23 protein-coding genes are annotated in these 26,084 nt (G+C 72.0%); 14 read left to right on the forward strand and 9 right to left on the reverse strand.

The features are described from left to right. Nucleotides 1–4: 4 nt before the first annotated feature. From NFT33_RS13515 to NFT33_RS13540, 4 genes are read right to left on the reverse strand one after another with little or no spacing between them, the layout of a single operon-like run. Complete coding sequence (locus tag NFT33_RS13515) at nucleotides 5–640, reverse strand: TorD/DmsD family molecular chaperone (protein WP_251676075.1); 636 nt, start codon at nucleotides 638–640, stop codon at nucleotides 5–7. A gap of 20 nt (nucleotides 641–660) precedes the next feature. Further along, nucleotides 661–2,853, reverse strand: coding sequence for a 4Fe-4S dicluster domain-containing protein (locus tag NFT33_RS19335; protein ID WP_376744164.1), 2,193 nt, complete (start codon nucleotides 2,851–2,853; stop codon nucleotides 661–663). Then, nucleotides 2,753–3,358, reverse strand: coding sequence for a DUF3306 domain-containing protein (locus tag NFT33_RS13535; RefSeq protein WP_251676077.1), 606 nt, complete (start codon nucleotides 3,356–3,358; stop codon nucleotides 2,753–2,755). Before NFT33_RS13535 ends, NFT33_RS19335 begins: the two co-directional genes overlap by 101 nt. Then, nucleotides 3,355–3,888, reverse strand: a complete 534-nt coding sequence (locus NFT33_RS13540; RefSeq protein WP_251676079.1) for a DUF3305 domain-containing protein — start codon at nucleotides 3,886–3,888, stop codon at nucleotides 3,355–3,357. Before NFT33_RS13540 ends, NFT33_RS13535 begins: the two co-directional genes overlap by 4 nt. Nucleotides 3,889–4,308: 420 nt before the next feature. On the opposite strand from NFT33_RS13540, the gene NFT33_RS13545 reads away from it, so the two are divergent. The 12 genes from NFT33_RS13545 to NFT33_RS13600 all read left to right on the forward strand — a co-directional run bounded on the left by NFT33_RS13545 (nucleotide 4,309) and on the right by NFT33_RS13600 (nucleotide 17,915). Beyond that, nucleotides 4,309–4,521, forward strand: coding sequence for a formate dehydrogenase (locus tag NFT33_RS13545; RefSeq protein WP_251676081.1), 213 nt, complete (start codon nucleotides 4,309–4,311; stop codon nucleotides 4,519–4,521). A 39-nt stretch (nucleotides 4,522–4,560) separates the two neighbouring features. Further along, complete coding sequence (locus tag NFT33_RS13550) at nucleotides 4,561–7,557, forward strand: formate dehydrogenase subunit alpha (RefSeq protein ID WP_251676084.1); 2,997 nt, start codon at nucleotides 4,561–4,563, stop codon at nucleotides 7,555–7,557. 9 nt (nucleotides 7,558–7,566) lie between these two features. Further along, nucleotides 7,567–8,172: a formate dehydrogenase FDH3 subunit beta gene (fdh3B, locus tag NFT33_RS13555; protein WP_037480250.1), complete on the forward strand. Its 606-nt coding sequence runs from the start codon at nucleotides 7,567–7,569 to the stop codon at nucleotides 8,170–8,172. Next, nucleotides 8,169–8,513 carry a hypothetical protein gene (locus NFT33_RS13560; protein ID WP_251676085.1) on the forward strand — a complete coding sequence of 115 codons (345 nt, stop codon included), beginning with the start codon at nucleotides 8,169–8,171 and terminating at the stop codon, nucleotides 8,511–8,513. Before fdh3B ends, NFT33_RS13560 begins: the two co-directional genes overlap by 4 nt. Before the next feature lie 25 nt (nucleotides 8,514–8,538). Next, entirely contained in the window at nucleotides 8,539–9,678 is a 1,140-nt protein-coding gene (locus tag NFT33_RS13565) for a formate dehydrogenase subunit gamma (RefSeq protein ID WP_251676087.1), read from the forward strand. Beyond that, nucleotides 9,675–10,067, forward strand: coding sequence for a hypothetical protein (locus NFT33_RS13570; RefSeq protein ID WP_246607160.1), 393 nt, complete (start codon nucleotides 9,675–9,677; stop codon nucleotides 10,065–10,067). The genes NFT33_RS13565 and NFT33_RS13570 overlap by 4 nt, the downstream gene beginning before the upstream one ends. Nucleotides 10,068–10,184: 117 nt before the next feature. After that, nucleotides 10,185–11,027 carry a formate dehydrogenase accessory sulfurtransferase FdhD gene (locus NFT33_RS13575; protein ID WP_251676254.1) on the forward strand — a complete coding sequence of 281 codons (843 nt, stop codon included), beginning with the start codon at nucleotides 10,185–10,187 and terminating at the stop codon, nucleotides 11,025–11,027. Nucleotides 11,028–11,087: 60 nt separating this feature from the next. Next, nucleotides 11,088–12,509, forward strand: coding sequence for a sigma-54-dependent transcriptional regulator (locus NFT33_RS13580; protein WP_251676090.1), 1,422 nt, complete (start codon nucleotides 11,088–11,090; stop codon nucleotides 12,507–12,509). Next, the gene (locus NFT33_RS13585) at nucleotides 12,506–14,503 is read left to right on the forward strand and encodes a sensor histidine kinase (RefSeq protein ID WP_251676093.1); all 1,998 of its coding nucleotides are present in this window, start codon (nucleotides 12,506–12,508) and stop codon (nucleotides 14,501–14,503) included. Before NFT33_RS13580 ends, NFT33_RS13585 begins: the two co-directional genes overlap by 4 nt. Before the next feature lie 112 nt (nucleotides 14,504–14,615). Then, nucleotides 14,616–16,127, forward strand: a complete 1,512-nt coding sequence (locus tag NFT33_RS13590) for a carboxypeptidase M32 (RefSeq protein WP_251676096.1) — start codon at nucleotides 14,616–14,618, stop codon at nucleotides 16,125–16,127. Between the two features lie 65 nt (nucleotides 16,128–16,192). Next, entirely contained in the window at nucleotides 16,193–16,591 is a 399-nt protein-coding gene (locus NFT33_RS13595; RefSeq protein ID WP_251676097.1) for a hypothetical protein, read from the forward strand. A 25-nt stretch (nucleotides 16,592–16,616) separates the two neighbouring features. Next, nucleotides 16,617–17,915 carry a GGDEF domain-containing protein gene (locus NFT33_RS13600; protein ID WP_251676099.1) on the forward strand — a complete coding sequence of 433 codons (1,299 nt, stop codon included), beginning with the start codon at nucleotides 16,617–16,619 and terminating at the stop codon, nucleotides 17,913–17,915. On the opposite strand, the gene hutF is transcribed toward NFT33_RS13600, so the two are convergent. Genes hutF through hutC form a run of 5 tightly spaced genes read right to left on the reverse strand, consistent with a single transcriptional unit; the run spans nucleotide 17,889 to nucleotide 22,707 of the window. Then, complete coding sequence (gene hutF, locus NFT33_RS13605; RefSeq protein WP_251676102.1) at nucleotides 17,889–19,307, reverse strand: formimidoylglutamate deiminase; 1,419 nt, start codon at nucleotides 19,305–19,307, stop codon at nucleotides 17,889–17,891. The genes NFT33_RS13600 and hutF overlap by 27 nt on opposite strands. Continuing rightward, entirely contained in the window at nucleotides 19,304–20,119 is an 816-nt protein-coding gene (hutG, locus tag NFT33_RS13610) for an N-formylglutamate deformylase (protein ID WP_251676103.1), read from the reverse strand. Before hutG ends, hutF begins: the two co-directional genes overlap by 4 nt. Before the next feature lie 10 nt (nucleotides 20,120–20,129). Beyond that, nucleotides 20,130–21,374 carry an imidazolonepropionase gene (gene hutI, locus NFT33_RS13615; RefSeq protein ID WP_251676106.1) on the reverse strand — a complete coding sequence of 415 codons (1,245 nt, stop codon included), beginning with the start codon at nucleotides 21,372–21,374 and terminating at the stop codon, nucleotides 20,130–20,132. Further along, nucleotides 21,371–21,967 (reverse strand): HutD/Ves family protein, encoded by a 597-nt coding sequence (locus NFT33_RS13620; protein WP_251676108.1) that lies wholly within the window; start codon nucleotides 21,965–21,967, stop codon nucleotides 21,371–21,373. The genes hutI and NFT33_RS13620 overlap by 4 nt, the downstream gene beginning before the upstream one ends. Further along, the gene (gene hutC, locus NFT33_RS13625; RefSeq protein ID WP_251676110.1) at nucleotides 21,964–22,707 is read right to left on the reverse strand and encodes a histidine utilization repressor; all 744 of its coding nucleotides are present in this window, start codon (nucleotides 22,705–22,707) and stop codon (nucleotides 21,964–21,966) included. Before hutC ends, NFT33_RS13620 begins: the two co-directional genes overlap by 4 nt. Before the next feature lie 82 nt (nucleotides 22,708–22,789). Here hutC and hutU point away from each other — a divergent pair, with 82 nt between their 5' ends. Then, nucleotides 22,790–24,493 carry a urocanate hydratase gene (gene hutU / locus NFT33_RS13630; protein ID WP_251676114.1) on the forward strand — a complete coding sequence of 568 codons (1,704 nt, stop codon included), beginning with the start codon at nucleotides 22,790–22,792 and terminating at the stop codon, nucleotides 24,491–24,493. A 26-nt stretch (nucleotides 24,494–24,519) separates the two neighbouring features. Next, a complete protein-coding gene (gene hutH / locus NFT33_RS13635; protein ID WP_251676118.1) occupies nucleotides 24,520–26,070 on the forward strand; it encodes a histidine ammonia-lyase in 1,551 nt (516 codons plus the stop codon). Nucleotides 26,071–26,084 lie beyond the last annotated feature (14 nt).

A 26,084-nucleotide genomic window follows, 5' to 3' on the forward strand; every position in this document is an offset into this window, starting at 1 on the left:
CCCTTCACAGTTCCAGCAGGTCGAAGCCCTGGGCCTCGACCTGCACGAAGGCGCGCGTCATCGCGCCGACATGGCGCCACAGCAGCGCCTGCGGATGGGCCTCGACCGCGTCGCACAGGCGCTCGACCCAGGTCTGCACATGGGCGCGGAAGAAGCGGCGCTGCTGCTCGAGGTTGCACACCGCGATGTCGTCGCCGACGATCAGGAAGCGCATCACCTCGAAGACGCCGGCGATGTGGTCCTCGGTCTCGCCGCGCGTCTCGTCGCGGGCCAGGCCGAGTGCGGCCAGGTCGCCGCGCAGCGCCGCCAGCGGCTTCTCGTTGAGGAAGCCCGCCAGGTAGAAGGAGCCGTAGACGAACACCTCCGGCTTGCCGACGCCGCCGAACAGCGCGTCGAACTCGGCGGCGGCGGCCTGCGGCGTGGTCGCGCGCATCGCGGCCACCAGCGCCTGCCACGGCGCTTCCAGGAAGCCGCCGGCCTCGGGCGCCTCGGTGACGGCGACGCGGAACTGCTGCAGCAGCGCCGCATCCGGCGGCGCGAACCACAGCCGGGCCAGCAGGCCGTAGAGCTCGGCGCGGGCCAGTTCCTCGGCGTCGTCGGCGCTGGCGAAGCTCAGCGCGCGGATCTCGTGGGCTTTCATGGGGAAACGGACCTCGGGTCTCAGCGGGGCAGATCGGTGATGCGGACCTCGTCGGTCCGGCTGTGCAGGTCGATGACGCGGCAGTCGCCGCACATCTTCAGCCGCTCGGCGCCGGCACCCTGGAAGGCCGGGTGGCCGGCGAGCTTGCCGATCATCGTCTCGATGGCCTTCAGCGTGCCGAAGGGCTTGCTGCAGCGGATGCAGCGGTAGGGTTCGACCTCGTGCAGCACGCGGGGCTGGCGCCGCGCGCGGCCCTCGTCGGCCAGCCACAGGCGCGGCACCAGCGTGATCGCCTGCTCCGGGCAGGTGGTGGCGCACAGGCCGCACTGCACGCAGGCGCGCTCGGTGAAGCGCAGCTGCGGCTTCTCGGGGTTGTCGCCCAGCGCGTTCTCCGGGCAGGCGCCGACGCAGCTCAGGCACAGCGTGCACTTGTCGGCATCGACCACCACCGCACCGAAGGCGCTGCCCGCCGCCGGCAGCGCGATCGGCTCGGCCTGCGCCGCCGCGCGCTCGGCGCGGTGCGGCGCCTGGGCGAGCAGGTGGTCGAGCATCACGTCGAGCGTGGCGCGCTTGTCGGCCTGCGCGATCACGGCGGTCGGTTGCGCCACGCCCTGCGCCGGCGCCACCCGCAGCGCCGCGTCCAGCGCGGCCAGGTCGCGGGCGTCGCGCGCCTCGATCAGGCCGAAGTGCTCGCCGGCATAGCCCAGGCCGTGCAGGATGGCCTGCGCCTGCGCCATCTGCGCGGCCAGCGCGTCGCGGTATTCGGGCGCCTCCTCGGCGGTCAGCAGCACGCGGACCTGGCTGGCGCCCTGCGCGATCGCGGCCAGCCACAGGTCGATGCCGACGCTGGCGGTGTGCCACAGCGCCAGCGGGATCACGCGTGCCTGCACGCCCTGGATGTCGCGGTCGACCCGCGCGGCGCGGCCCAGCTCGTCGATCAGCGTCGCGCCCGCGCCTTCGCTGTGGAACAGCAGCATCGCATCGCGGCCGCCGGCCTTGGCATAGGTCGCCAGCAGGCGCTGCAGCCGCCGGCCCTGATCGACCGGGCCGGGATAGGCGAAGGACAGCGCGCCGCTCGGGCAGACGGTGGTGCAGGCGCCGCAGCCGGCGCACAGATGCGGCTCGACGACGATGCCGCCGGCCGCTTCGGTCTTCGCCTTGCCCTTGCGCGAGGCGTCGCTGCGGATCGCGCTCGTGGAGCACACGTCGATGCAGGCGCTGCAGCCGATTTGCTCGTTGCGGCTGTGCGCGCACAGGCGCTGCTCGTAGCGGAAGAACTTCGGCTTGTCGAATTCACCCACCAGCTCGCGCAGCTTCAGCACCGCCTCGCCCAGCGCGGCGGCCTGCCGGCTGCCCGGCGGCACATGGAAGTAGCCCTGCGGCGGCTGGTGCTGGCTGAAGGCGGGCGTGGCGCGCAGGTCGAGGATCAGGTCGAAGCGCTCGTCGGTGTGCAGCGGCGCGCGCTCGAAGTCGATCGCCGCCGCCGCGTCGCAGACGCGCACGCAGTCGCGGTGGCCGCCGCAGCGCGACAGGTCGATCTGGTAGCTGAAGTCGATCGCGCCCTCGGGGCAGGCGTCCAGGCAGGCGTTGCAGCGGGTGCAGAGATCGAGGTCGATCGGGTTGGCGGACGACCACTGCACCTCGAAGGCACCGAGCCAGCCGGTCACCCGGCTCAGCCGGCCGGCGAACAGCGGCAGGTCGCGGCGCTGCGCCAGCGCGCCGGAGCCCATGCCCGTGCCCGCCGCGCCGTCGATCAGCAGCGTGACCTCGAGCCGGTCGGCCAGCAGCGCGCCGGCGCGCTGCGCGCCGTCGGCATCGCCCACCACCAGGCAGCGCCCGGCCGAGCGGTAGCCCACGCCCGGCACCGGCGCCGGATCGGGCAATTGCGCCGCCGCGATCAGCGCCGCCATCTTCGGCGTGGCCGCCTTCGCCTCAAGCGACCAGCCGCCGGTCTCGCGCAGATTGACGAAGCGGATCGGCCGCTCGGCCACCGGCGTGGCACCGGCGGTGGCGTCGTTCAGCTCGGTGAACAGCCGCGCCTCCTGCGTGCAGGCGACGATCAGCCGGTCGCCCGGGCCGACCGCCTTGGCCGCGCGCTGGAAGGCCGGCGCCTCACGCCGGCACAGCAGGCTGTGCGTCGTCTCCAGGCCCTCGGAGCGGGCGCCCGGGGTCGTCGCCAGCGCTCGGGCGATCGTCGCCGTGTCCAGCGGCATCGTTCGGTTGCAGTCGCAGATCAGGGTCTTCATCGGGCAGGGCGCCGGGCGTGGCGTCGGCAAGGGATTCGGGGGCGGTGGCGGGCCTGTCCTCGTCGAACAGGCCCAGGAAGCGCGACTGCGCCATCTGGCGCAGCATCGCCGCCGGCAGCGGGTCGGGCCGGCCGTAGTCGTCGATGTAGATGTCCAGACCGTCCATCACATTGAAATGCGGATCGGCGAAGAGCTTCTTCAGCGCGGCGTTCTTCACCGACGGATCGACGCCGCGGGCGACGAAGCGCGCGACCTCCGCGCCTTCGGGCAGGCGCGCGACCTCGTCGAGTGTCGGCGGTGGCAGCGCGGGTTCGGCCGGGGCCGGGACGGACGCGGCGGTCGCCGGAGCGGGCGGCTGCGCAGATGCCGGCGCGGGCACGGCCGCGTGGACCGGCTCGGGCGGCGCCTCGCCCTGGCGCACCTGCACCTTGCGCTGCGACCAGCGCGAGAAGAAGCCTTCGCCGGTGCTCATGCGCACCCCGGCGTGTCGCCGCCGGGCCCGCGCCGCGCCGGATCGACGAAGGAGGCCGGCCGGCGGCGCTTCTTCGGCTCGGGCCGGTAGTTGGCGTCGGTCCAGGCCTGCAGCCAGGCGCGCACGGTCTCGGGCAGCGGCAGGTTGTCGACCCGCTCCTGCGCGTCGAGCAGCCGCCCGGCCTCGTTGTAGGACAGCGTGACGGTTTCCGGCGCCGCCTGCGACGCATTCTCGTCATCGATGCGCCACATCACGAACCAGACCGGCGCGCCCGAACTCAGGTTCAGGTAATAACCCTCGCCCTCGTCGCGGTGCAGGCGCACCGGGAAACCCGGGTACAGGAAACTCGCGCGCTGGCCGTCGTCGCGCAGGCAGCGCGGCTGGTTTCCCCACTGGCCTTCGTCGATCAGCACCTCGGCCAGCGAGAATCTCCATTCCTCCCAGACGCTGGGACGCGCGAGGCGTTCGATCACCACCGCGACCCGGATCTCGGGCGGCGCGGGCGGGCTGTCATCGGTGGGCTGGGTCATGGCGGAGGGTCGGCAAAGGCGGGCAGTCTAGCGCCGGCCACCCGGTCTTGCTGCGGATCAAGGGTTTGTATCGATTCGACGACAGCGGGCCCCGATGTTTTTTCGTGCCCTCGGATGCCGCCCTGCGACGAATTGCCAGCGGCGGGGCGACATTCTGCGCAACCGGTTTCGGCAGGAAAATCCCAGAGGCCTGGCGGGCTGCAGCAAACTGGCGCGACAGTTTGTCGCGACACCAGCGACAAACTGTCGCGATTGCCCTGGCACGCGCTGCGTGACAACCCTTATTGCCGCGCTTGCATAGGCTCCGCCCAATACGGTTCAATCCTTCGCTCGCAGGCTCGGCCAATCCCTGATCGCGCCGGCATCGACCTGCCTGAATCCCTTTTTCCCCCTTCCATCCGACCTGTCCGGAGTTCCGTGATGAGCCCTTCCGACCGCCCCGCGCCGACCCGCCGCCGAGTCTTCGCCGCTGCCGGCACCGCTGGCGCGCTGGCCGCCGTGGCGGCGGTGCTGCCGGGCACGTCCCGCCCGGTGGCCGCACCGGCCGAGCCCGCCGCACCGGCGCCCTCGAGCGGCGGCGGCTACCAGCTGTCGGAGCATGTGCAGCGCTACTACCGCACTGCCCGCGTCTGAGCGGCCGAGCCTGAGTCTGAGGATCCCGGAGACATCGACATGCTGCTGACCCGCCGTTCGACGCCGACTGCCGCCCCCGCGGCCGGCGCCGCCCCTTCTTCTCTCGTCTCCAGCCTGGCCCGCGGTCTGCAGCGTGCGATTCCGACGCTGGACCGCCGCAGCTTCCTGCGCCGCTCCGGCCTGGGCGTGGGCGCCGGCCTGGCCGCCTCGCAGCTGACGCTGGTCAAGCGCGCCGACGCCTCCGAGTCGGCGCGCACCGCGCTGACCGGCACCGGCAAGGTCGAGGTCCGGCGCACCGTCTGCGGCCACTGCTCGGTGGGCTGCGCGGTCGATGCGGTGGTCGAGAACGGCGTCTGGGTGCGCCAGGAGCCGGTGTTCGACTCGCCGATCAACATGGGCGCGCACTGCGCCAAGGGCGCGGCGCTGCGCGAGCACGGCCACGGCGAGTACCGCCTCAAATACCCGATGAAGCTGGTCGACGGCAAGTACCAGCGCATCTCCTGGGACCAGGCGCTCGGCGAGATCAGCGCGCGCCTGCTCGAGCTGAAGAAGCAGAGCGGCCCGGACTCGCTGTTCGTCGTGGGCTCGAGCAAGCACAACAACGAGCAGGCCTACCTGCTGCGCAAGTGGATCAGCTTCTGGGGTTCGAACAACACCGACCACCAGGCCCGCATCTGCCACTCGACCACCGTCGCCGGCGTCGCCAACACCTGGGGCTACGGCGCGATGACGAACTCGTACAACGACATGCAGAACGCCCGTGCGGCGATCTACATCGGGTCGAACGCGGCGGAAGCGCACCCGGTGTCGATGCTGCACATGCTCCACGCCAAGGAGCGCGGCTGCAAGATGATCGTGGTCGATCCGCGCTTCACCCGCACCGCGGCCAAGGCGGACGAGTACGTGCGCATCCGCTCGGGCTCGGACATTCCCTTCCTGTTCGGGGTGATGCACCACATCTTCAAGAACGGCTGGGAAGACAAGAAATACCTGGAGGACCGTGTCTGGGGCATGGACAAGGTCCGCGAGGAGGTGCTGACCAAGTGGACGCCGGACAAGGTGCAGGAGGCCTGCGGCGTCGACGAGGCCACCACCTACAAGGTCGCGAAGATCCTGGCCGAGAACCGCCCCGGCACCATCGTCTGGTGCATGGGCCAGACGCAGCACACCATCGGCAACGCGATCGTGCGGGCGTCGTGCCTGCTGCAGCTGGCGCTGGGCAATGTCGGCAAGTCGGGCGGTGGCACCAACATCTTCCGCGGCCACGACAATGTGCAGGGCGCCACCGACGTCGGCCCCAACCCCGACTCGCTGCCGGGCTACTACGGCCTGGCCGAGGGCGCGTGGAAGCACTTCGCCAAGGTCTGGGGCGTCGACTTCGAGTGGATCAAGAAGCAGTACGCGCCGGGCATGATGACCAAGTCCGGCATGACGGTCTCGCGCTGGATCGACGGCGTGCTCGAGAAGAACGAGCTGATCGATCAGGACAGCAATCTGCGCGGCCTGATCTTCTGGGGCCATGCGCCGAACTCGCAGACCCGCGGTCTCGAGATGAAGAAGGCGATGGACAGGCTGGACCTGCTGGTCGTCATCGATCCCTTCCCGAGCGCCACCGCGGCGATGGCGGCGATGCCGCCGATGAGCAAGGACGACCTGAACCCGAACCGCGCGGTCTATCTGCTGCCGGCGTGCACGCAGTTCGAGACCTCGGGCTCGTGCACCGCGTCGAACCGCTCGGTTCAGTGGCGCGAGAAGGTCATCGAGCCGCTGTGGGAGTCGCGCACCGATCACATGATCATGGCGCAGCTCGCCGACAAGCTCGGCTTCGGCAAGGAGCTGGTGCAGAACTACAAGATGGTGCCGGGCAAGGGCGGCATGCTCGAGCCCGAGACCGAGTCCATCCTGCGCGAGATCAACCGCTCGGTCTGGACCATCGGCTACACCGGCCACAGCCCGGAGCGGCTGAAGGCGCACATGCGCAACATGCATGTCTTCGACGTGCGCACGCTCAAGGCCAAGGGCGGCATCGACAAGGAAAGCGGCTATTCGCTGGACGGCGACTATTTCGGCCTGCCCTGGCCGTGCTTCGGCACGCCGGAGATGAAGCACCCCGGCTCGCCCAACCTCTACGACACCAGCAAGCATGTGATGGACGGCGGCGGCAACTTCCGCGCCAACTTCGGCGTCGAGCGTGACGGCCAGTCGCTGCTGGCCGCCGACGGCTCGCATTCGCTGGGCGCTGATCTCACCACCGGCTACCCCGAGTTCGATCACCTGCTGCTGAAGAAGCTCGGCTGGTGGGATGACCTGACCGAGACCGAGAAGGCCGCGGCCGAAGGCAAGAACTGGAAGACCGATCCGTCGGGCGGCATCATCCGCGTCGCGATGAAGGTGCACGGCTGCCACCCCTTCGGCAATGCCCGGGCCCGTGCGGTGGTCTGGAACTTCCCCGATCCGATTCCGCAGCACCGCGAGCCGCTGTTCTCGACCCGTCCGGACCTGATCGACAAGTACCCGACGCACGACGACAAGAAGGCCTTCTGGCGCCTGCCCACGCTCTACAGGTCGGTGCAGGAGAAGAACCGCGACGTGGGCAAGAGCTTCCCGCTGATCATGTCCAGCGGCCGTCTGGTCGAGTACGAGGGCGGCGGCGAGGAAACCCGCTCCAACCCCTGGCTGGCCGAGCTGCAGCAGGAGATGTTCGTCGAGATCAACCCGAAGGCGGCCAACGACCGCGGCATCCGCAACGGCGACTGGGTCTGGGTGAAGACCCCGCCGATGGCGGCGCTGCCCGACTTCAAGGGCCTGCGCGTCAAGGCGCTGGTGACCGAGCGGGTGGATGCCGACACCGTCTGGCTGCCCTTCCACTTCTCGGGCCGCTGGGGCGGCATCGACATGGCGCCCTACTACCCCGAGGGCGCGATGCCGGTGGTGCGCGGCGAGGCGATCAACACCGCCACCACCTACGGCTACGACAGCGTCACGATGATGCAGGAAACCAAGACGACGGTCTGCCAGATCGAGAAGGCAGCCTGAGGAGCACCCATGGCCCGAATGAAATTCATCTGCGACTCGGAGCGCTGCATCGAGTGCAACGGCTGCGTCACCGCCTGCAAGGCCGAGCATGACGTGCCCTGGGGCGTGAACCGCCGCCGCGTCGTCACCCTCAACGACGGCCTGCCGGGCGAGAAGTCGATCTCGGTGGCCTGCATGCACTGCTCGGACGCGCCGTGCATGGCGGTCTGTCCGGTCGACTGCTTCTACCGCACCGACGAGGGCGTGGTGCTGCACGACAAGGATGTCTGCATCGGCTGCGGCTACTGCAGCTATGCCTGCCCGTTCGGTGCGCCGCAGTTCCCGAGCAACGGCACCTTCGGCCTGCGCGGCAAGATGGACAAGTGCACCTTCTGCGCCGGCGGCCCCGAGGAGAACGGCTCGGCCGCCGAGAACGAGAAGTACGGCCGCAACCGCCTGAGCGAGGGCAAGCTGCCCGCCTGCGCCGAGATGTGCTCGACCAAGGCGCTGCTGGGCGGCGACGGCGACGTGGTGGCCGACATCTTCCGCACCCGCGTGATCCAGCGCGGCAAGGGCAGCGAGGTCTGGGGCTGGGGCACCGCCTACGGCCAGCCCAAGGCGGAGGTGAAGTCGTGAGCGCGCATCGCCATCCCGCTGCGCGTCGTGCGCTGGGCGCGGTGCTGCTGGCCGGTCTGGGCCTGCTGCTGGGCGGCTGCGGCGAGCGTGCCCAGGAGCTGCAGGTCAAGGGCCCTGACGCCTCTCCCTGGAGCGGCAAGCCGGGCGGCTTTGGCGCCAGTGGCTGGCAGGGCGGCGACCAGAGCGCCTGGCAGGAGCAGATCCGCCAGCGCGGCCAGCGCCAGAACGAATACGCCCGCACCGGCGTGTCCGGGCCCGGCGCGGCCGGCAACGCGTCCCTGCCGGCGCTGGCTGCCGCACCGGTGGCGGCGGCTGCCGCCTCGGCCGCCAGCCAGCCCTGAGGCCGACGCCGCGAGGAGCCCCGCCATGTCCCGCCTGATTTCCTCCCTGCTGCTGGCGGCCGCGGCGCTGCTGGCGCAGCCGGCCGCGCTGGCCGCCGAGCCGGCTGCACCCGCCGCTGCGGCATCGGCCGCAGCCGATGCCGCTCCCGCACCGCGCCCGGACGACACCCAGGCCGAGCGCGCCCGCGCCCAGCCCGGCAACAACGCGCCGTTCTGGCGTGGCGTGCGCGACTCCGGCCAGCAGGCCGGCTACAGCTCGCTGCCCGGCGCCGAGAAGGGCGTGCTGATCCAGTCGCAGGTGCAGTACCCCGGTTCGCGCCTGACCACCGCCGGCGAGGCCTGGCGCCAGGTGCGCAACCAGTGGATCCTGCCCTATGGCGGCTCGCTGCTGCTGATCGTCAGTCTGGCCATCGGCCTGTTCTACTGGCGCAAGGGCGCGCTGGGCGGCCACCAGCCCGACACCGGCCGCATGATCGAGCGCTTCACCCCGCTGGAGCGTGCGGCGCACTGGGTCAATGCCGCCGCCTTCGTCGCGCTGGCGCTGTCGGGCATCGTGATGGCCTTCGGCAAGTTCTTCCTGCTGCCGCTGGTCGGGCACACGGTCTTCGGGGCGCTGACCTTCGTGCTGAAGAATGTCCACAACTTCGCCGGCCCGCTGTTCGCGGTGTCGCTGCTGGTGGTGATCCTGGTCTTCGTGCGCGACAACATCGCCAACCGCGCCGACTTCGTCTGGCTGTCGAAGGCCGGCGGCATGTTCGGCGACCAGGAGGTGCCCTCGCACCGCTTCAATGCCGGCGAGAAGGGCATGTTCTGGTGGGGCGTGACGGTGCCGGGCGTGGTGGTCGTGGCCTCCGGCCTGGTGCTCGACCACCTGGTGCCCGGCTGGGGCGAGCTGCGCAGCGAGATGCAGGTCGCGCACATGGTCCATGCGGTCGCCGCGATCCTGATGATGGCGGTCCTGCTCGGCCACATCTACATGGGCACCATCGGCATGAAGGGCGCCTATGCCGCGATGAAGACCGGCTATGTCGACGAGGGCTGGGCGCGCGAGCACCACGAGCTCTGGTACGACGACATCAAGGCGGGCAAGATCCCGGCCGTGCGCTCGAAGCCGGTCGCCAGCTCCGCCGCTCCCCGCTCACCTCAGACGAGTCCCTCCGCATGAAGCGCACCCCTTCCTCCGCGGTTTCCCTCGCGGTCTCCCTGGCTGCCCTGCCGCTGATGCTCTCGGTGCTGGCCGCGCCGGCCCTGGCCAAGCTGCCGCCGCTGTCCGAGGAGGCCAAGGCCAAGGCCGAGGAGACCAAGGCCCGCGGCGCGCACGGCGACAAGGTCGCCGCCTACAAGCTCTGCCTGGCGATGGACAAGGTCGCCGCCGACTACCGCGCCCGCGCCCGGAGCGCCGGCAAGGAGGTCCGCCCGGCCACCGAGACGCCGCCCTGCACCGATCCGGGCGCCTTCGTGCCCGCGCCGGCGGCAGCCGCCTCGGCGCCGGCCGTGCCGGTGGCGGCGGTGGCTGCTCCTGCTGCTCCGGCCGCCGCGGCCAGCAAGCCCTGATCCCGCATCGTTCGCTGTCCGGAGCCCGCTGCCATGCCCGCCCTGCCGCACGCGCTGCCTGATCCCGCCGGGGGGCTGCCGGCCGCTCCTGCGGCCCCGGTTCCGGTCGCGCCGCGCATGACCGACGCGCGGCTGCCGCTGCTGCGCGAGATCGAGGTGATGGACGAATACGGCGTGCGCCGCACGATCGCGATTCCGGCCGAGCAGGCGCTGACCGTCTTCGTCGACCGCCGCGAGCTGGTCACGCTGATGACGCTGGGCGCGATGCCCGAGCTGCTGGTGCTGGGCTGGCTGCGCAACCAGCGCCTGATCGCCTCGCCCGACGAGATCGAGTCGATCACCGTCGACTGGGAGGTCGGCGCGGCGGCGGTGCGCACCCGCGCCGGCATCGCCGATCTGGACGCGCGCACCGGCCGCCGGGTGGTGACCACCGGCTGCGGCCAGGGCACCGTCTTCGGCGACCTGATGGCGCAGGTCGACGGCATCCGGCTGCCCTCGCCCGAGCACGCCCGCATCCGCCAGGGCGCGCTGGTGGCGATGCTCGAGACGATGCGCCAGACCGACAGCATCCACCGCCGCGCCGGCTCGGTGCACGGCTGCGCGCTGTTCTCGGCCGACGGCCGCGAGCGGCTGATGTTCGTCGAGGATGTCGGCCGCCACAACGCGATCGACACCATTTCCGGCTGGATGGCGCTGCACGGCATCGACGGCGGCGACAAGGTCTTCTACACCACCGGCCGGCTGACCAGCGAGATGGTGATGAAGTCGGCGCACATGGGCGTGCCGATCATCGTCTCGCGCAACGGCGTGACCCAGATGGGCCACGACCTGGCCGCGCGGCTGGGCATGACGCTGTTCGGCCGCGCCGCCAACCGGCATTTCCTCTGCTACACCGGCTTCGATCGCTTCGACTCCGAGCCGGAGCCGCAGCGCGCGCCGGTGCGGGTCGTTGCCGGCTGATCCGGTCGCCGGCCTGCGCTACAGTGCGGCGGCCCACGCGCTGCCTGCTGTCTGCCGCCCATGTCCGATTCCGCCGACCTCCTGTCCCCTGCTGCCGAACCGGCCTGGCCCCATGCGGCGGTGCTGATCGTCGATGACGAGCAGGGCATGCGCCATTTCCTGTCGCGTGCGCTGGCGCCGCGCTTCGGCCGGGTCGATGCGGTCGACAGCGCCGAGGCCGGGCGCGACCTGGTGGCCGCGCACCGCTATGACCTGGTCATCCTGGACATCACGCTGCCGGGCCTGAGCGGCCTGGCCTGGCTGCGCGAGCTGCGCGCGCAGGGTCATGCCGGCGAGGTGATCCTGATCACCGCGTTCGCCGATCTCGACACCGCGATCGAGGCGCTGCGGGCCGGCGCCTCCGACTTCCTGCTCAAGCCCTTCCGGGTCGCGCAGATCCTCAACGCGGTCCAGCAGGGCATGAACCGCTCGCAGCTGGCGCGCGAGAACTGGCTGCTGCGCCACCGCCTGGCCCAGCAGCCGCGCGAGCTGCCCGAGTTCGTCGGCCGCTCGCCGGCGATGCGTGCGCTGATCGATGCGCTGGCGCGGGTCGCGCCGGTCAATGCTCCGGTGCTGCTGCGCGGCGAGTCCGGCACCGGCAAGGAGCTGGCCGCGCAGACCCTGCACCGCGGCAGCGCCCGGTCCGGCGCGCCCTTCGTGCGGCTGCACTGCACCGGCCTGTCGGCCGAGGCGCTCGAGAGCGAGCTGTTCGGCCATGCGCCCGGCGCCTTCGCCGATGCCGTTCCCGGCGCCGACCAGGCCCGCGACGGTCTCTTCCACTACGCCCAGGGCGGCACGCTCTTTCTCGACGAGATTTCCGAGCTGCCGCTGCCGGTGCAGGCCAGCCTGCTGCGGGTGATCGAGGAGCGCCAGATGCGCCCGGCCGGCAGCCGGCAGAAGATTCCGGTCGATGTGCGGCTGGTGGCCGCCAGCGAGCGCGACCTGGCCGCCGAGGTCGCCGCCGGGCGCTTCCGCAAGGATCTGTACTACCGGCTGCAGGTGGTGGAGATCGCGCTGCCGCCGCTGCGCGAGCACCGCGGCGATCTCGGCCTGCTGTTCGAGCATTTCGTCGCGCTGCTGGCGCCGCAGCTCGGCGCCGCGCCGCTGCGGCTCGATGCCGACGAGCTGCGCTATCTGCAGCAGTACGACTGGCCCGGCAATGTGCGCGAGCTGCGCAACTTCGTCGAGCGCTCGCTGATCCTCGGGCGCATCAACGTGACCGCGCTCTATCCGGCGCCGGCCGCCTCGGGCCCGGAGCCGGCCGAGGTGCATGCGCCGGGCGCCGCCGGCGGGCCGACCGACCTGCAGACGCTGGAGCGGCGCCACATCCTGGGCGTGCTGGCCTCGGTGCAGGGCGACAAGGGCCGGGCGGCGCAGCTGCTGGGCATCTCGCGGCGCACGCTGGAGCGGCGCGTCGCCGAATGGGCCGCCGAGGCGCAGTGACGGCCGTGCGCGCGGCCGGCGCCGGCTCGATCCGCACCCGGCTGCTGGCGCTGACGCTGGTGCCGCTGCTGGGCGTGCTGCCGCTGCTCGGGCTGATCCTGCTGCTGTGGGGCAACCAGGCCATCGACCTGCTGCTCTCGGGCCGGGTGCGCGCCGACCTGGCGGTCGCGCAGGGCTATTTCGACCGGGTGCAGGCGGAAGTCGGCAGCGGCACGCAGGCGGTGGCCAGCTCGCATCAGCTGGTGCGCACGCTGGCGCTGGCGCCGCCGGCCGAGCGCGAGACGGCGCTGGCCGCGCTGCTGGCGCGCGAGCAGGTCCGGCACCGGCTCGATTTCCTGCGCATGCTGCCGCCGCAGGCGCCCGAGGAGGTGGCCGCGGCCGGTGCCGCCTCGGGCGCCGCCGCTGCCGAGGCGGTGGTGGCGGTGATGGACGCGGCGCAGCTCGAGGCGCTGGCGCCAGGCCTGGCCGAGCGTGCGCACATCCGCCTGGTCGACTCCGACGGTGCGGTCCCGAGCGACCGGGTCACCGAATCGCGCGGCCTGGTGCTGATCGCGCAGGCGCGCATCGAGAACGCCGCCGGTGCCACGATCGGCTGGCTGCAGGGCGGCGTGCTGCTCAACCGCAATCTGGGCGTCATCGACCACATCAACCGGATCGTCTATCCGGACGGCGCGCTGGCCTTCGGCAGCCAGGGCACCGCGACGCTCTTCCTCGACGACGTGCGCATCAGCACCAATGTGCGGCTGTTCGGCGACCCGCAGGCCGAGCGTGCGGTCGGCACCCGGGTGTCGGCGGCGGTGCGCGAGGCGGTGCTCGGGCGCGGCGAGACCTGGCTGGGGCGCGCCTTCGTCGTCAAGGACTGGTATGTCTCGGGCTATCTGCCGCTGGCGGATGCCAGCGGCCGGCGGGTCGGCATGCTGTATGTCGGCTTTCTCGAGCGGCCCTTCGTGGTGGTCAAGTACGCGGTGCTGGCCGGCATCGGGCTGCTGTTCTTCGTGGTGATGCTGCTGGCGGCCTGGTGGTCGCTGCGCTCGGCCGCGCGCATCTTCCGCCCGCTCGAGCGCATGACCGAGACGATGCAGCGGGTCGAGTCCGGCCAGGCGGCGCGGGTCGGGCCGCTGCAGGCCGACGGCGAGATCGACCGGCTCGGCGCCACGCTCGACCATCTGCTCGACACGGTCGATGACAAGACCCGCGCGCTGCAGCGCTGGGGCGAGGAGCTTGATGCCAAGGTGGCCGAGCGCACCGCGGCGCTGCAGGCCGCGCAGCAGCAGCTGGTGCGCAGCGAGCGCCTGGCCACGATCGGCCAGCTCGCGGCCAGCATCGCGCACGAGATCAACAATCCGATCGCGGTCATCCAGGGCAATCTCGACCTGCTGCAGATGACGCTGGGCGAGGCCGCCGCGCCTGCCCGCGACGAGATCCGGCTGATCGACGGCCAGGTCGAGCGCATGCGCCTGATCGTCGCGCAGCTGCTGCAGCAGGCCCGGCCGAACGAGTACGCCGGCTATGCCGAGGCGCTCGATCCGGCCGAGGTGCTGCAGGCCAGCCTGGTGCTGGTGCGCCATCTGCTCGAGCGGGCGCAGGTGAGGCTGGTGCTGCGTGCGTCGCCCGGCGCGACCCCGCCGGTCATGATCAACCGCCAGGAGCTGCAGCAGGTGCTGATCAACCTGATCGTCAACGCCACCCAGGCGATGCAGGAGCAGGGCGAGACCGGACCGGCGCGCGAGCTGGACATCGCGGTGCGCCACGAGGCCGGCCGGGTGCTGCTGGAGGTGAGCGACTCCGGCCCCGGCCTGAGCGAGGCGGTGCGCGCGACGCTGTTCCAGCCCTTCTTCACCACCCGGCGCGACGGCAACGGCCTGGGCCTGTGGATCAGCCGCGGCCTGCTCGAGCGCTACGGCGGCGAGCTGCGTGCCGCCAACCGGCCCGAGGGGCAGGATGCCGCCCGCGGCGCGGTGTTCACCATCGATCTGCCCGCAGCCGAGGTGTGAGGTCGCGGATGGAAGTGGAAAAATCGCTCAGGTACCATGGCGGCAGTGGCAGGATGATGTCCGTCAATTCGGGCCGCCGTGTCCGATGTTCCATCTGCAGGGAAAAAGACCGATGAGCCGTTCCATCCATCCCGCCGGTGCGCCGGCCTATGCCGATCTCGAGGCGCGTTTCCAGCGCCTGTACCGTCTCGAGCATCTCGGCGCGATCGCCGGCTGGGACCAGGCCGCCAACATGCCCCCGAAGGGCAACGAGGCCCGCGCGGCCGCGATGGCCGAGCTCGAGACGCTGATGCATGCCCAGCGCACCGACCCGGCGCTGCGCGATCTGCTGGCGCGCGCCGAGGACGAGCCGCTCTCTGACGACCAGCGCGCCAACCTGCGCGAGATGCGCCGCGACTGGCTCGCCGCCAACGCGCTGCCCTCCGCGCTGGTCGAGCGCCGCGCGCTGGCCACCGCGCGCTGCGAGCATGCCTGGCGCACGCAGCGTCCGGCCAACGACTGGGCCGGCTTCGTCGAGAACTTCCGTCCGGTGGTGCAGGTCGCCCGCGAGGAGGCGATGCATCTGGCCGAGGCCACCGGTCTCGCGCCCTACGACGCGCTGCTCGACCGCTTCGAGCCGGGCATGACCGGTGCTGAGGTCGAGCGCGTCTTCGGCGATCTGCGCGCCTGGCTGCCGGGCCTGATCCGCCAGGTGCGCGAGCGCCAGCAGGCCGAGCCGCCGGTGATCCGGCCGGTCGGCCCTTTCCCGCTGCCGCAGCAGAAGGCGATCAGCCAGGCGGTGATGCGCCGCCTCGACTTCGACTTCGAGGGCGGCCGGCTCGACGAGAGCACGCATCCCTTCTCGGGTGGCGTGCCCGAGGATGTGCGGCTGACCACCCGCTACCGTCTCGACGACCTGATGCAGAGCCTGATGGGCACGGTCCACGAGACCGGCCATGCCCGCTACGAACAGAACCTGCCGCGCGAGTGGCTGGGCCAGCCGCTGGCGCGTGCGCGCTCCTACGGCCTGCACGAGAGCCAGAGCCTGTCCTTCGAGATGCAGCTCGGCGCCCATCCCGGCTTCGTCGCGCAGCTGGTGCCGCTGCTGGTCGAGCATTTCGGCGCGCAGCCGGCCTTCGAGGCCGAGAACCTGGCGCGCATGGTCACGCGCGTCGAGCCCGGCCTGATCCGGGTCGATGCCGACGAGGTGACCTATCCGGCGCATGTCATCCTGCGCTTCGAGATCGAGCGCGCGCTGATCGAGGGCGCGATCGACATCGACGACATCCCGGCGCTGTGGGACGAGAAGATGATGCTCTGGCTGGGCCGCGATACCCGCGGCGACTTCCGCGACGGCCCGATGCAGGACGTGCACTGGCCCTCGGGCCTGTTCGGCTACTTTCCCTGCTACACGCTGGGCGCGATGTATGCGGCGCAGTGGTTCGCGACGATGCGCCGCCAGACGCCCGACCTGGACGCGCGCATCGCGGCGGGCGACCTCGCGCCGGTCTTCGACTGGCTGCACGATCATGTCTGGCGCCAGGGCGCACGCTGGACGACGCCCGAACTCACCCGGCGCGCCAGCGGCGAGACGCTGAACCCGGCGCATTTCCGGGCGCATCTGGAAAGCCGCTACGGCGGGTGAGGTCTTCATGTCGTGGGCCGATTGGTCGATATCGAAAGACGATCGATTTCTGGATGCCCCACATGATGTCTCGACGCACCGCTGCCGCCGGCCTCGGCGGCGCTCTGCTGGCCGGCGCGCTTCCCGCGTTGGCCGCTGACCCGAACGCCACCGTGCGCGTGAAGCTGCAGAGCTTTCTGCAGACGCACGTCGACCGCCTGCTGGTCGATGGCGCCTTCCTGTGGCTGGACCTGCCCACCGGCGAGGTGCGCAAGCTCTACCCGACGACCGCGCACCCGATGATCATGACCTTCGGTTCGCACTACGTGCTGTGCTCCGAGTTCCGCGACAGCGCGGGCAAGCCGATCGAAATGGACTTCTACACCGCCGCCCGCGGCAACGGCCACATCGTGTTCCGCACCGAGGTGGCCAACCGAGCGCCGCTGATGGCGCTGATGGACAAGGGCAAGGTGCAGCGCCTGTAAGCGCATGGATGCGCCTGACTGACCGATGCGCCTGACCCTGTTCAGGAAGTTCCTGCTGTTGCTGGTGCCTGCGTTCGTGGTGCTGGCGTCGGCGGGCATCGGCGTGGCGCGTCACCTCGAAGCGCGCGACGACACCGACGACCTGGCCGCCCGTGTCGGCACCCAGGCCGGGCGCATCGCCCTGGCCCTGTCCCGCCACGACGCCATCCGGCAGCCCCGGCTGGCCGACGACCTGATGGGTGCGTTCGCCAGCGAGGTGGCGGTGCTGTGCGCCGAATTGCGCGATGCGGCGCAGGTGCGGCGCGCGTCCTACCCGGTGGTGATCGGTTGCACCGCGCAGCAGCCGACCGCCTCGATTGACCTGGCCGTCGGCGAGGACGAGGCCGCCACGCTCTTCGTCGGCTACAGCACCGCGGGGGTGGACCAACAGGCCCGCCGCCGCACGCTGATGCTGGCGGGCATCGTGTCGGTGGCCTTTGTCATCACGCTGCTGTCGGCCGGGTTCGGGTTTCGGCTGCTGGTCAGTCGGCGGCTCGACCGCTTGCACCGGGCGATCACGCGGGCGGCCAACGGCGTCGAGCGGGTGCGCGTCGAACCCAGCCGTGGCAACGACGAACTCGGCGACATCATCCGCGCCTACGACGCGCTGGTCGTCCGCGAGGAACGGCACGAGGCCGAACTGCGTGGCGCCCACGAGAAGCTCGACGAGCAGAGTCGCCGCGACCCGCTGACCGGTGCGTTCAACCGCCGACACGTGCAGGAGCACATCCACGAGGTCGCCGAGGTGTCCGGCGCGGCGCTGGCGCTGTTCGACATCGACCACTTCAAGCGCATCAACGACTGCCACGGCCACGGCGTGGGCGACGAGGTGCTGGTCGAAGTGGTGCGGCGTATCGGTCAGATGGTCCGCAAGCAGGACTTGTTCGCGCGCTGGGGCGGCGAGGAGTTCCTGCTGTGTGTCGGCGAGGTGGGCGACGGGGGACTGGACCGGCTGGCGCAGCGGCTGCTCGGATGCCTGGACAGCGAGCCGGTCATGACTTCGGCCGGGCCGATCGTGGTGACCTCGTCGATCGGCCTGGTGGCGTTTCCGCTGCGGACGGGGACGGGTGCCCACGCCTGGGCGGATGCCGTCATGGTGGCGGACTGGGGCCTGTACCGGGCCAAGCAGTCGGGGCGGGACTGTGCGGTCGTGATCGACGTGCAGGACGTGGCTGCGGGCGGGCATCAGGTCGAATCGGTCCCGATCGGCGGCGGCACCCTGTCCGTGGTGCCACACGTCGTGCGCAGCGCCCCTGTGTCAGCGGACGCGGTCGTGCCCGCCTGATCCGCCTGACGGCGAAGACCACAGCCGCTGCATCACCTCGGCGAAGCGCCCGGCGGTGTCCGCCGCACCCACCCAGCGCCCGGCGACCATCACGTCACGCCACGGCCGCCCCGGGCTGCTGAACACCAGCGCGTCCAGCCGGTGATCGCCCGGCACGCCGACCAGCGCGGCGTCCGCCGTGTCGATCACCAGCAGGTCCGCCCGCGCTCCGACGCGCAAGCCCCACGCCGCCTGACCGGCTGCCCGCCCGCCCGCGTCCAGCGCGAGCTGCCACAGCCGGGCGGCGGTGGCGGGCTGGCCCCGGTCCGGTGCGGCGGCCACATTGCGCTTTCGGTGGAGCAGCCGCTGACCGTATTCCATCCAGCGCAGCTCCTCCGGCCAGCACCGCGTGACATGGCTGTCTGAGCCGATCGCCAGGCCGACGCCTGCGTCCAGCCAGCCGGGCAGGTCCGCCAGCCCGTCGCCGAGGTTCGCCTCGGTGCTCGGGCAGATCACGGCGGCGCTGCCCGCCCGCGCGACCGCGTCGATCTCGGCGGGGACCGTGTGGGTCGCGTGGACCAGCTGCCAGCGCGGGTCGAGCAGCCCCTCGGCCGCCAGCCACTCGATCGGGCGCCGGCCGGTGGCGGTCAGGCAGTCCTCGACCTCGGCGGTCTGTTCGGCGACGTGGAGGTGGACCGGGCCGTCCATGCCGCGCGCGAGGTGCGCCAGCCGGTGGATCGACGCGGGGGCGGCCGCCCGCAGCGAATGCACCGCGACTCCGGCGTTGAACGTGGCATGCGACTGCGCGGCCAGCGCCTGATGGGCGCGCCAGACGCCGTCCGCGTCGAGGTGGAAGCGGCGCTGGTCCTCGCGCAGCGCGGGCTGCGCGAAGCCGGCGCGCTCGTAGAGCACCGGCAGCAGCGTCAGGCCGATGCCCGCGTCCTCGGCGGCGGCCTTCAGCGCGTGGCTCATCGCGAGCGGGTCGGCGTGCGGCGTGCCGTCGGGCTGGTGCTGCAGGTAGTGGAACTCGCAGACGTGGGTGTAGCCGCCGGCCAGCAGCTCGCGGTAGAGGTGCGCGGCGATGGCCTGCACGTCGTCCGGGGTCACGGCGCCGGCCACGCGGTACATGCGGTCGCGCCAGCTCCAGAAGTCGTCGCCCGCGTGCTCGCGCCGCTCCGACAGGCCGGCGAAGGCGCGCTGGAAGGCGTGGCTGTGCGCGTTCACCAGTCCTGGCAGCACCGGTCCGGCCAGCGTCTGCGCATCCGGCGGACGCGGCACGCCCGCCTGCACGGTCGCCCAGCGCCCGCCGCTGTCGCTGACCAGCAGCACGTCGTCCTGCCAGCGGCCGTCGAGCCAGGCGTGCGGCGCCCACCAGCGGCCGGCGCGGTGGGCGTGGTTCGCGATGGCGCTCATTCGGCGGCTCCCGGCGTCCAGTCGCGCAGCGTCTGCAGCAGCGCGCGCAGCACCGGCTGCACCCGGGCTGCGCGGGCCGGGTCGAGGGCCGGCGGGGCGCCCGGGGTGTCGTCCATGTAGCAGTGCCAGCCCATTTCGAGCTGCACGGCGTGGACCTGCGCGGCGGGCTGGCCATAGTGGCGCGTGATGTAGCCGCCCTTGAAGCGGCCGTCGACCACCTGGCTGAACGCCGATTGCTCCGCCAGCACGTCCGACAGCGCCGCCCGCAGCGACGGCGCGCAGCTCGTGCCGCTGGCGGTGCCGAGGTTCAGGTCGGGCAGCCGGCCCTCGAACAGCCAGGGCAGCTCGGCCCGGATGCTGTGGCCGTCGAACAGCACCGCGTGGCCGTGCGTCGCCCGCAGCCGCGCGAGTTCGGCGGACAGCGCGTCGTGGTACGGCTGCCAGTACGCGGCTCGGCGTCGGTCGATCTCGGCCGCGTCCGGCGCGTTGCCGTCGCGGTAGATCGGCGCACCCGTGAAAAAGCGCGTCGGGCACAGCTCGGTGTTGTTCGCGCCGGGGTACATCGGCGTGTTCTCCGGCGGGCGGTTCAGGTCGATCACGTAGCGCGAGCAGCGCGGCATCAGCAGCCCCGCGCCCATCTCGCGCGCGAAGTCGTAGAGCGCGTCCAGGTGCCAGTCGGTGTCCTCGACGGCCAGCGCGCGCTCGGTGTAGGCCGGGCGCAGCGCTTCCGGAATGAAGGTGCCGATGTGCGGCAGGCTGACCAGCAGCGGCGTGCGGCCGGGCAGCAGGGTGAAGGTGTCGGTGGTGTTCACGGTGCGGGGCTCAGGCAGTGTGAAGATCGGCCGCGGGCTGTCCGCCCAGCCAGACACGGCAGCCGGGCCGCTGCCCGAAGGCGTAGGCGAGTTCGTTCGGATGGTCGACCGCCCAGTGCACGAGGTCGGCGCGGCGCCCGGGCGTCAACTGGCCGTGGCGGGCGCCGAGGCCGAGCGCGGTGGCGGCGTGGCGGGTCATGCCGGCCAACGCCTCTTCGGGCGTCAGCCGCAGCAGCGTGCAGGCCATGTTCAGCATCAGCAGCGGCGACAGCGTCGGCGACGACCCCGGGTTGTGGTCGGTGGCGATGGCGATCGGCACGCCCGCGGCCCGCAGCGCGTCCACCGGCGGCACCCGCGTCTCGCGCAGGAAGTAGAACGCGCCCGGCAGCAGCACCGCCACCGTGCCCGCCGCCGCCATCGCCTGGATGCCGGCGTCCGACAGGTATTCGAGGTGGTCACAGCTCAGCGCGCCGAAGCCGGCCGCCAGCGCCGCGCCGCCGCTGTCGCTGAGCTGCTCGGCGTGCAGCTTGACGGGCAGGCCGAGCGCGCGGGCGGTGGTGAACACGCGCTCGATCTGCGCGGGTGTGAAGGCGATCGACTCGCAGAAACCGTCCACCGCGTCGACCAGCCCCTGCGCGTGCCAGCCCGGCAGCCACTGGCAGACGGCATCGATGTAGTCGTCCGGGCGGCCTTCGAATTCGGGTGGCAGCGCGTGGGCGGCCAGCGCGGTGGTGCGCACGGTCTGGCCGGTGGCGGCGCCGACCTCGCGGGCGATGCGCAGGCAGCGGGCCTCGTCCACGTCACTCAGGCCGTAGCCGGACTTGATCTCCAGCGCGGTCACGCCCTCGGCGAGCAGGGCACTGGCGCGTTGCACGGCACGGTGGCGCAGCGTGTCGTCGGACGCGGTGCGCGTGGCGGCCACGGTCGAGCGGATGCCGCCGCCGGCGCGGGCGATCTGCTCGTAGCTCGCGCCCTGCAGCCGCAGCTCGAACTCGCGGGCGCGGTGGCCGCCGTAGACGAGGTGGGTGTGCGCGTCGATCAGGCCGGGCGTGAGCACACCGCCGCCGAGGTCGTGTTCGCCGTCCGGCGCGAGCCCGGCGGGCAGGGCGCTGGCCGGGCCGACCCAGGTGATGTGTTCACCCTCGGCCAGCACGGCGCCGTCGTCGATCCAGCCCCAGGGCCGGTCAGGGGTCATCGTGGCGAGGGCGGCGCCGCGCCAGAGGGTGCGTGTGCTGCGGGGCTGGGGTGTGTTCATGGTGCGGTGGCGAGCCAGAAGGCGCGCGGGGGAGTCGTCGTGTGCGAGGGGTCGATCCGGCAGATCTGCCAGATCTGCCAGTCGTGCGGGTCGTCGTCGCTCCACAGCAGCGTGCCGGCCGGCAGCGTGACCACCGGCTCGGTGCCACAGCGCAGCAGGGCCGTGCCTTCGGCGACGAACACGCCGCGCCAGCGCGGTCCGGCCGGCAGCCCGCCGTCGTCTGCCGCCACCCGGCGCATGTGCGCAGAGCCGATCGACCCGGCCACCATCAGGTTCAGGTCCGTCGTGACGCCGTCCGTCAATCGACAGTCCGGAGGCTGGCCGCCCTCGAAGTGGTGCGGCGCGCTCCGCGTGTCCAGCGTGACCGCCGCGTCGCCGTGCTGCAGCCGCACCCCCGCGCCGGTCAGCACGGCAAACGCCCGCTGCACGCCCGGGAATGCCGAAAACGGCCCGTCCGCCGCGATGTCGGCCACGCTGACCCGCACCTGCCAGTCCGTCGCGTCGGGCCAGGCCAGCAGCTCGCGTGTGCTGCCACCGCCGTTGCGCCAGGGCTGGCGCGGCACCGTGTCGAGGGCGATGCGGTGCCGCGTCATGGCATGAACTGCCCGTCGAGCTGAAAGCGGTGGCCAGGGTGGACCAGCCGGGCGGTGGTGATCGGCGCCTCGCGGCTGAAGGTGCGGCGGTTGACGATCAGGCAGGCGTCGGTGCGCGCGATGCCGAGCAGCTTGGCCTCCTGCGCGGTCGGCTGCGCGGCGACGATCGCGTACTGCGCCCGCCAGAGCGTCGTCGCCTGGAACAGGTGGTGCGTCGGCGTGGTGCGGGTGAAGTCCTGCGCGAGGTAGTCGGGCGCGCAGGCCGGGTTCACCAGCCGGTCCTCGCACTGCAGCGCCACGCCGTTCTCGAAATGCACGATCAGCGTCCGGAACACCGGCGCGCCCGGCGCGAGGCCCCACTCGGCGGCGAGTTCGGCGCTGGCCGGCTCGGTGCGCTGCAGATGGACCTCGGCGCTGTGGCGGTGGCCGCGCTCGGCGATCTCCTCGTGCAGGTCGCGCAGCGTCAGCGTGGCCGAGACGCGGTGCAGCTGCGCGGCGAAGGTGCCCACGCCCTGCACCCGCTCCACCAGCCCGTCGGCCTGCAGCTCGCGCAGCGCGCGGTTGGCGGTCATGCGGCTGATGCCGAACTGCGCGACCAGCTCGGCCTCGGACGGCAGTTGCGCGCCCGGCGGCCACTCGCCGGCGGTGAGGCGCTCCTTGAGGTGCTGCTTGACGCGGGCATAGGGGGCCAGCGCGGCGGGCGACGACGATGGCGGCTTGGGGGCGGACGGCGTGGACATGGGCGTGATGCTACTTGCATGAGCTTGTCTAGACAAGTAGAGTGCGGGGCATTCCAGATCCCGCGATCCTCAGGAGCCCGACATGACCGACCTGTCCATTCCCCGCACCGCGGCCCAGGCCCGCCCGGTCCACGCCCCGACCGGCACCACGCTGCACTGCCGCAACTGGCTGACCGAGGCGGCCTACCGCATGTTGCAGAACAACCTCGACCCCGCCGTGGCCGAACACCCCGACACGCTGGTCGTCTACGGCGGCATCGGCAAGGCGGCACGCGACTGGGACTGCTTCGAGCAGATCCTGCAGAGCCTGCGCGAACTGAAGGAGGACGAGACGCTGCTGATCCAGTCCGGCAAGCCGGTCGGCGTGTTCCGCACCCACGCCGATGCGCCGCGCGTGCTGCTGGCCAACTCGAACCTGGTGCCGAAGTGGGCGACCTGGGAGCACTTCCACGCACTCGACCGCAAGGGCCTGATGATGTACGGCCAGATGACCGCCGGCTCGTGGATCTACATCGGCAGCCAGGGCATCGTGCAGGGCACCTACGAGACCTTCGTCGAAGCGGGGCGCCAGCATTTCGGTGGTGACCTGACCGGGCGCTGGATCCTGACCGCCGGGCTGGGCGGCATGGGCGGCGCGCAGCCGCTGGCCGCCACCTTCGCGGGCGCGTGCTCGCTCAACATCGAGTGCCAGCAGAGCCGCATCGACTTCCGCCTGCGCTCGCGCTACCTCGACGAGCAGGCCGATGACCTCGACGACGCACTCGCCCGCATTGCCCGCCACACCGCCGCCGGGCGCGCGGTGTCGGTCGGGCTGCTGGGCAATGCGGCGGAGCTGCTGCCGGAGCTGGTGCGCCGCGCCCAGGCGGGCGGGATGCGGCCGGACCTGGTGACCGACCAGACCTCGGCGCATGACCTGGTCAACGGCTACCTGCCGCCGGGCTGGACGGTGGCGCAGTGGCGCGCTGCACAGGCCGACGACACGCAGCACGCGGCCTTGCGCGACGCGGCGGCGAAGGGCTGCGCGGTGCATGTGCAGGCGATGCTCGACTTCCAGGCGATGGGCGTGCCGACGGTGGACTACGGCAACAACATCCGCCAGGTTGCGTTCGACCAGGGCGTGGCGAACGCCTTCGACTTTCCCGGCTTCGTGCCGGCCTACATCCGGCCGCTGTTCTGCCGCGGCAAGGGGCCGTTCCGCTGGGTGGCGCTCTCGGGCGATCCGGAGGACATCCGCAAGACCGACGCCAAGATGAAGGAGCTGTTCCCCGAGGACGCCCACCTGCACCGCTGGCTCGACATGGCCGGCGAGCGCATCGCCTTCCAGGGCCTGCCGGCGCGCATCTGCTGGATCGGCCTGGGCGAGCGGCACCGGGCGGGGCTGGCGTTCAACGAGATGGTGAAGAGCGGCGAGCTGAAGGCGCCGATCGTCATCGGCCGCGACCACCTCGACAGCGGCAGCGTCGCCAGCCCGAACCGCGAGACCGAGAGCATGCAGGACGGCTCGGACGCGGTGTCCGACTGGCCGCTGCTCAACGCGCTGCTCAACACCGCGGGCGGCGCGACCTGGGTCAGCCTGCACCACGGCGGCGGCGTGGGCATGGGCTATTCGCAGCACAGCGGCGTGGTGATCGTCTGCGACGGCACGGACGCGGCGGCCAGGCGCATCGAGCGCGTGCTGTGGAACGACCCGGCGACCGGCGTGATGCGCCACGCCGATGCGGGTTACGAGATCGCCCGCCAGTGCGCCCGCGAGCAGGGCCTGAACCTGCCGATGCTCAAAGACTGAGTGAGACCGAGAAAGACCGAAACCCCATGACCACGACCCTGACCCTGGTCCCCGGCGCGCTGACGCTGGAGCACCTGCACGCGATCCACGCCGCCCCGACCCGCCTCGAACTCCACCCGGACGCCCAGCCCGCCATCCTCGCCAGCGCGGCGGTGGTGCAGGCGGCGGCGGCCGGTGACGCGCCCGTCTACGGCGTCAACACCGGTTTCGGCAAGCTCGCCAACCAGCGCATCAGCGCCGACGACCTCGCGACGCTGCAGCTCAACCTGATCCGCTCGCACTCGGTCGGCGTCGGCGCGCCGCTGCAGCCGGAGGTGGTGCGGCTGATGCTGGCGCTGAAGGCGGCGAGTCTGGCGCGCGGGTTTTCCGGCGTGCGCCCGGTGGTGATCGACACGCTGCTGGCGGTCCACAACGCCGGGCTGGTGCCGTATGTACCGAGCCAGGGCTCGGTCGGCGCCTCGGGGGATCTGGCGCCGCTGTCGCACATGACGCTGGCGCTGCTGGGCGAGGGCGAGATGCTGCACGACGGCCAGCGTGTCCCCGCCGCGCCGCTGCTCGCCGCCCACGGCATCGCGCCGCTGCAGCTCGCCGCGAAGGAAGGCCTCGCGCTGATCAACGGCACGCAGACCTCGACCGCGCTGGCGCTGCACGCTTTCCTGAGCTTCGAGCCGGTGCTGGAGTCGGCGCTGGTGATCGGCGCGCTGACGGTGGACGCCGCGCGCGGCAGCGACGGCCCGTTCGACCCGCGCATCCACGCGCTGCGCGGCCAGCCGGGCCAGATCGACGTGGCGCAGTACTACCGCGCCTTGCTGGCCGGCAGCGCGATCCGCGCCTCGCACACCGAGGGCGACGACCGGGTGCAGGATCCGTACTGCCTGCGCTGCCAGCCGCAGGTGGTCGGCGCCTGCCTCGACCAGTTGCGCCACGCCGCGCTCGTGCTGGTGCGCGAGGCCAATGCCGTCACCGACAACCCGCTCGTCTTCGCCGAGGACGGCGCGATGGTGTCGGGCGGCAACTTCCACGCCGAGCCGGTGGCACTCGCCGCAGACGCGATGGCGGTCGCGATCGCCGAGGTGGGCGCCATCGCCGAGCGCCGCATCGCGATGCTGATCGACGCCAGCGTCTCGCGCCTGCCGCCCTTCCTCACCGCCAACGCCGGCCTGAACAGCGGTTTCATGATTGCCCACGTCACGGCGGCGTCCGTCGCCAGCGAGAACAAGTCGCTCGCCCACCCGGCCAGCGTGGACAGCCTGCCGACCTCCGCCAACCAGGAGGACCATGTCTCGATGGCCACCTTCGCCGCACGCCGGCTGCAGCCGATGATCGCCAACGTGGCCACCATCCTCGGCATCGAGTGGCTGGCGTCGGCACAGGGCATCGAGTTCCTGCGCCCGCTGACCAGCTCGCCTGCGCTGGAGCGGGCACATGCGCTGCTGCGCACCGAATGCCCGGCGATGCCGACCGACCGCTACCTCGCGCCGGACATCGAGCGGGCCAGCGCGCTGGTGCGCCGCGGGGCGCTGTCGGGGGTGTTCCGGGGGCTGGCGGGGTTGCCGGCGCTGTGGACCTTGGGGTGACGGCGGTGCAAGCG

It is taken from the genome of Sphaerotilus sp. FB-3, from assembly GCF_023706025.1.
In the GTDB taxonomy this organism is placed as follows: domain Bacteria; phylum Pseudomonadota; class Gammaproteobacteria; order Burkholderiales; family Burkholderiaceae_C; genus Sphaerotilus; species Sphaerotilus sulfidivorans.

What these genes read in the sequence shown, in the direction of transcription:
- NFT33_RS13515 (WP_251676075.1), bottom strand. Translation starts at nt 640, where the DNA reads ATGAAAGCCCACGAGATCCGCGCGCTGAGCTTCGCCAGCGCCGACGAC.
- NFT33_RS19335 (WP_376744164.1), bottom strand. Translation starts at nt 2,853, where the DNA reads ATGCCGCTGGACACGGCGACGATCGCCCGAGCGCTGGCGACGACCCCG.
- NFT33_RS13535 (WP_251676077.1), bottom strand. Translation starts at nt 3,358, where the DNA reads ATGAGCACCGGCGAAGGCTTCTTCTCGCGCTGGTCGCAGCGCAAGGTG.
- NFT33_RS13540 (WP_251676079.1), bottom strand. Translation starts at nt 3,888, where the DNA reads ATGACCCAGCCCACCGATGACAGCCCGCCCGCGCCGCCCGAGATCCGG.
- NFT33_RS13545 (WP_251676081.1), top strand. Translation starts at nt 4,309, where the DNA reads ATGAGCCCTTCCGACCGCCCCGCGCCGACCCGCCGCCGAGTCTTCGCC.
- NFT33_RS13550 (WP_251676084.1), top strand. Translation starts at nt 4,561, where the DNA reads ATGCTGCTGACCCGCCGTTCGACGCCGACTGCCGCCCCCGCGGCCGGC.
- fdh3B (WP_037480250.1), top strand. Translation starts at nt 7,567, where the DNA reads ATGGCCCGAATGAAATTCATCTGCGACTCGGAGCGCTGCATCGAGTGC.
- NFT33_RS13565 (WP_251676087.1), top strand. Translation starts at nt 8,539, where the DNA reads ATGTCCCGCCTGATTTCCTCCCTGCTGCTGGCGGCCGCGGCGCTGCTG.
- NFT33_RS13570 (WP_246607160.1), top strand. Translation starts at nt 9,675, where the DNA reads ATGAAGCGCACCCCTTCCTCCGCGGTTTCCCTCGCGGTCTCCCTGGCT.
- NFT33_RS13575 (WP_251676254.1), top strand. Translation starts at nt 10,185, where the DNA reads ATGACCGACGCGCGGCTGCCGCTGCTGCGCGAGATCGAGGTGATGGAC.
- NFT33_RS13580 (WP_251676090.1), top strand. Translation starts at nt 11,088, where the DNA reads ATGTCCGATTCCGCCGACCTCCTGTCCCCTGCTGCCGAACCGGCCTGG.
- NFT33_RS13590 (WP_251676096.1), top strand. Translation starts at nt 14,616, where the DNA reads ATGAGCCGTTCCATCCATCCCGCCGGTGCGCCGGCCTATGCCGATCTC.
- NFT33_RS13595 (WP_251676097.1), top strand. Translation starts at nt 16,193, where the DNA reads ATGTCTCGACGCACCGCTGCCGCCGGCCTCGGCGGCGCTCTGCTGGCC.
- NFT33_RS13600 (WP_251676099.1), top strand. Translation starts at nt 16,617, where the DNA reads ATGCGCCTGACCCTGTTCAGGAAGTTCCTGCTGTTGCTGGTGCCTGCG.
- hutF (WP_251676102.1), bottom strand. Translation starts at nt 19,307, where the DNA reads ATGAGCGCCATCGCGAACCACGCCCACCGCGCCGGCCGCTGGTGGGCG.
- hutI (WP_251676106.1), bottom strand. Translation starts at nt 21,374, where the DNA reads ATGAACACACCCCAGCCCCGCAGCACACGCACCCTCTGGCGCGGCGCC.
- NFT33_RS13620 (WP_251676108.1), bottom strand. Translation starts at nt 21,967, where the DNA reads ATGACGCGGCACCGCATCGCCCTCGACACGGTGCCGCGCCAGCCCTGG.
- hutC (WP_251676110.1), bottom strand. Translation starts at nt 22,707, where the DNA reads ATGTCCACGCCGTCCGCCCCCAAGCCGCCATCGTCGTCGCCCGCCGCG.
- hutU (WP_251676114.1), top strand. Translation starts at nt 22,790, where the DNA reads ATGACCGACCTGTCCATTCCCCGCACCGCGGCCCAGGCCCGCCCGGTC.
- hutH (WP_251676118.1), top strand. Translation starts at nt 24,520, where the DNA reads ATGACCACGACCCTGACCCTGGTCCCCGGCGCGCTGACGCTGGAGCAC.